This window comes from Pseudoalteromonas sp. Ps84H-4, from assembly GCF_024124645.1.
Classification (GTDB): Bacteria; Pseudomonadota; Gammaproteobacteria; order Enterobacterales; family Alteromonadaceae; genus Pseudoalteromonas; species Pseudoalteromonas lipolytica_C.
Genome location: NZ_JAMXSK010000060.1, coordinates 1 through 4,113, shown reverse-complemented (window position 1 = coordinate 4,113; position 4,113 = coordinate 1). Strand labels below are relative to the sequence as shown.

Below are 4,113 nucleotides of genomic sequence, written 5' to 3'. Positions count from 1 at the left end.
GGGGCGAATACATTAAAGTGACCAGGGGTAGCTCCCCAAATAGAGTCCGTATATAAGCCAGCATCTAATCTTTATTTAATAAATACTCCGTTGACAAAAAACGGGGAGTCCATATAAGTACACCGAGACGCTTCGCTTAAGAGAAGTACACTTTAATACCTCCGTTTCTTCCTCTGTGCTCTCTTTGTCCTCTGTGGTTAGAAAAAGATCTATCAAGCTAATATACAATTAACTGATGTACCCTTATTCGCTTCTCTGTGCGCATAAAAAATCCTACGGGCTGATTTAAGATTAAGAGCACTAACAGATGTTTTTAGGCCGCTTTCCAACTTTAATTTGTACCTTTTTCAATTTAAAAATAACAACTTACTGATTGCCGTAATTACAATTTATCTGTAACTTGTGTCGCCCATTTCGCTACGCACTACTATAATATTAAGCGAAATCAACATTTTCATACTAAATACTAGGGATACACAATGAAAAAACTTCCTATTGCATTGGCTCTATGTGCTGCTTTTGTGTCTGCAAACACAATGGCAGAGGTTCGCATAAATGGCTTTGCTTCTATTGTTGGCGGTAAAGCCCTTGACGACGACGCAACGCTTTATGGTTACGATGATGATATTTCGTTTAAAAACGAAAGTATGTTCGCATTACAGCTTTCTGCAGATTTACAAGAAAAACTAAGCGCAACGGCACAAATTGTAGCGCGTGGTAGCGATGATTTTGATGCTGAGTTTGAGTGGGCTTATTTAACCTATGAGTTCAGCGATGAGCTACAAGTGAGTGCTGGTAAAATGCGTGTGCCTTTTTACCGTTACTCAGACTTCTTAGACGTTGGTTACACTTACCGTTGGGTTCGTCCGCCGCAATCTGTTTACAACCTCCCGTTTTCAACGTATGAAGGCCTAAGCCTGTTACATAACACGCAATTAGGTGATTGGGATTCAACCGTTCAAGTTATTTACGGTAGCTTCGATGGCAACATTGCTGTGGTATCGGTTAATGGCGATACAGAGCTTAATGATATTGCTGGTATCAACTGGACGATGAGCTACGACTGGTTCAGTGCTCGTGCTGCATACTTTGTAGCAGACACAACAATTGCAATCGAAAACGACACCGATGCAGGTGTTGCGCTTAATGGCCTTGAGCAAACGCTAAGAGCTGCGGGCTTTGTTGATCAAGCTGATGATATTGCTGTTAACGAAGATGATGGCTCTTTCTTCGCTGTGGGCTTTTCGATTGATTACAACGACATTCTATTTGATGCTGAATACACTGAGTTTGAAGTAGAAAACAGCGCCCTTGCTAAACAAACTCAATACTATACCTCTGTTGGTTACCGTATGGATGAGTGGATTGTGCACTTAACTTACGAAAATAACGACGACAAACACGATAGCAACCGCTACAACGCACTACCTGCAGTACCAGCTTTAAACGCAGGTATTAATCAGGTGCTTGAGGGCGTAAAAGCGAAGAGCAATGTGTATACCATTGGTACTCGTTATGACTTCCACCCATCAGCTGCTTTAAAAGTAGATTTCAGCCGCTTTAAAGATGATATTACAGATACAGAAACCGACGTTGTTGCTGTTGCTGTTGATTTAGTTTTTTAATTGGAGTTTATGATGAAAAAATTATTAATCGCTACAGCACTCACCGTTTGTTCGCACGCTGCATTTGCTGATGTTGCTGTTATTGTAAACCCTGCAAATGGCAATGCTATTGATGAAGGAACAATCAAAAAGATTTACCTTGGCAAAGCAAAGTCGTTTGATGATGGCACCAAAGTAAATCCGGTAAACCAAGACGGTAACAGCGTAAGCGACGAGTTTAACGATAAGGTGGTTGGTAAGTCGAGCAGCCAGCTTAACGCTTATTGGTCAAAACTGGTATTTACAGGTAAAGGTACGCCACCTGAAAAACTAGCAAACGATCAAGCTGTTATTGATTTTGTTGCAGCCAATAGCGACGCCATTGGTTATATCGATGCAGCAAAAGTAACTGATAAAGTTAAAGTAGTAGGTACTTTTTAAGTGCTAGCTTAAATACTCACTACGTTAATAAAAAACCAGGCGATGCCTGGTTTTTTATGCGCTTAAATTACTCAACTTTAAATTTTGCAGTGGCGTCGAGTAACGAATCAGAAAGGTAATGAAGGTTCTTCGCTACATCACGTACCGCCGAGAGTGAATCCATTGTTTCTTCAAACGACATATGCATATTCGACACGTTCTCAACCACCATACTTGCCACAGATGTTTGTTCTTCGGTGGCTGCGGCAATCTGAGAGTTCATACCGTTAATTGATAATATCTGCTCAGAAATTTTATCAATAGATTGCCCTGTATTTTCAGCAGCTTCAGCATTGTTTGTAGCCATATCTCGGGCTGAGTTCATAGCAGTTACCGCATCGCTTGCTGCGGTGGTTAGCGTTGTAAGTAGCTCTCTGATTTCGTTAGTTGAGTGTGATGTTCTTGAAGCAAGCTCACGCACTTCGTCAGCAACAACCGCAAAACCACGGCCTTGTTCACCTGCACGCGCAGCTTCAATAGCCGCATTTAAAGCAAGTAAATTAGTTTGCTCAGCAATAGAGGTAATTACGTTTAAAATTTGCGTTACATTTTTAGTGTCATTCGCCAGCTGGTTAATTGTCGAAGCAGCTTGGTTAATTTCATCACTTAATGTACGTGACTCACTTACAGAGCGTCTTATTTGCGTTCGGCTTTGCTCTACTTCCCGTTCTGCGGTTTGCGCAGCTTGCGATGCGTTTGCCGCTGAGTGAGAAATATCAGCAACACTTTGACGCATTTCTTCCATCGATTGCTTTACGATTTCGGCATCTGATGTTTGTTTAGTTGTTGCACGCTCGGCGCGTTCCATACCTTGCACAAGCCGGGTTGAGTTTTCCATTAATGGCTCACACACCGCTATTACTTCAAGTACAGCAGCCTTTAGTAGCTGTATAAAGGCATTAAAATTAATTGATACCTGACCTATTTCATCTTTAGCGTGTACTTCAAGTTGGGTGCTCAGCGAGCCTTTACCGTCGGCTAACAAACGTAAGTTACTTGCCGCAGCACTGGCTGATGAGCCAATTCCACGGGCAATCCAAATCGATGTAGCAATTAGTAACAGTAATGAAACTACCGAGACAATCAGCATTAAATTAAGCGCATTGTCTGAACGAGCTTTGGTTGCTTGTACAAGCTCAAAAAAGCGATCATCAGCGCGAGATTGAGCACGCTTAAAACCTTCAAGCACGGCTTCGTACTGTTTGGTTTTTTGCTGGGCTTGCTGCTGAATTTTGCTGAAGTCGGCAGTTCCTTCAATCATCGAGCTTGCAATACTCGAAGACGTTTGTGCATAAAGCTCTAACTGTTTTTTTGTATCGCTATTCACGTAGCCATCGTTAATGCTGATGATGTCTTGTAGGTTTTCGTTAATCTTTTTATAGGTTTGTGCTGCGCTATCGACTAAATCTGATTCACCAAATGTCACTGCCTGTGTATATAGTTCGTCTAGTTTTTCGAGTAAGGCTACATTGGCGGTAGTAAGTTTTACGACTTGATAGGATGACTTTTCTAATTCATCGAGTGAAATTTTGTTATCGTTCATAGCGATAAAGTTGGTTACCACTATAATCACGAATGCCGTTATGGCAATGCATGTTATGGCATGTATCTTTTTTGAAATGCTTAAGTTGTTGAAAGAGAAACCTGCAGACATTTAATCCACCTTTGCTGTCATAGTCTTAATATTATCGCCCGATTTCCCTAAAGTATTAACTATATTTATATATTTTCAGGTTTTTTTCGTATTTTGTGCCGTTTTTTAGGATCTGGATGAAGAGCGAGAAGATAATATTCAAAAAGACAAGAGCTTTCAGCCTTCAACTCTGAGATGCGCGAAACAAGTTTCACGCCTACGCGTAGCAGCGGGTTTATCCCGCGTCATCAGGTGTTAGATTTTGGGCACTAGTACTCTTTCACATATATTTTGATCAGTTGCCCCTACTTAAATTCAGGTAACTGATCTTTTTCAATCAATAATTCAATACTCCTGCTTTTTCCAGTAACTGATGTTATAAATTTCTTCTTCTTA

At 40.9% G+C, this 4,113-nt stretch carries 3 protein-coding genes; 2 read left to right on the top strand and 1 reads right to left on the bottom strand.

The window, feature by feature from the left end; translation table 11 throughout:
* Nucleotides 1–479 precede the first annotated feature (479 nt).
* Both NH454_RS22065 and NH454_RS22060 read left to right on the top strand, forming a co-directional pair.
* Nucleotides 480–1,625, top strand: coding sequence for a porin (locus NH454_RS22065; protein WP_253040204.1), 1,146 nt, complete (start codon nt 480–482; stop codon nt 1,623–1,625).
* Nucleotides 1,626–1,637: 12 nt separating this feature from the next.
* Nucleotides 1,638–2,045 carry a phosphate ABC transporter substrate-binding protein gene (locus NH454_RS22060; protein WP_199527443.1) on the top strand — a complete coding sequence of 136 codons (408 nt, stop codon included), beginning with the start codon at nt 1,638–1,640 and terminating at the stop codon, nt 2,043–2,045.
* A 67-nt stretch (nt 2,046–2,112) separates the two neighbouring features.
* Here NH454_RS22060 and NH454_RS22055 read toward each other — a convergent pair whose 3' ends face one another.
* Nucleotides 2,113–3,738, bottom strand: a complete 1,626-nt coding sequence (locus NH454_RS22055) for a methyl-accepting chemotaxis protein (protein ID WP_199527442.1) — start codon at nt 3,736–3,738, stop codon at nt 2,113–2,115.
* Between the last annotated feature and the right edge of the window lie 375 nt (nt 3,739–4,113).

What these genes read in the sequence shown, in the direction of transcription:
- NH454_RS22065 (WP_253040204.1), top strand. Translation starts at nt 480, where the DNA reads ATGAAAAAACTTCCTATTGCATTGGCTCTATGTGCTGCTTTTGTGTCT.
- NH454_RS22060 (WP_199527443.1), top strand. Translation starts at nt 1,638, where the DNA reads ATGAAAAAATTATTAATCGCTACAGCACTCACCGTTTGTTCGCACGCT.
- NH454_RS22055 (WP_199527442.1), bottom strand. Translation starts at nt 3,738, where the DNA reads ATGTCTGCAGGTTTCTCTTTCAACAACTTAAGCATTTCAAAAAAGATA.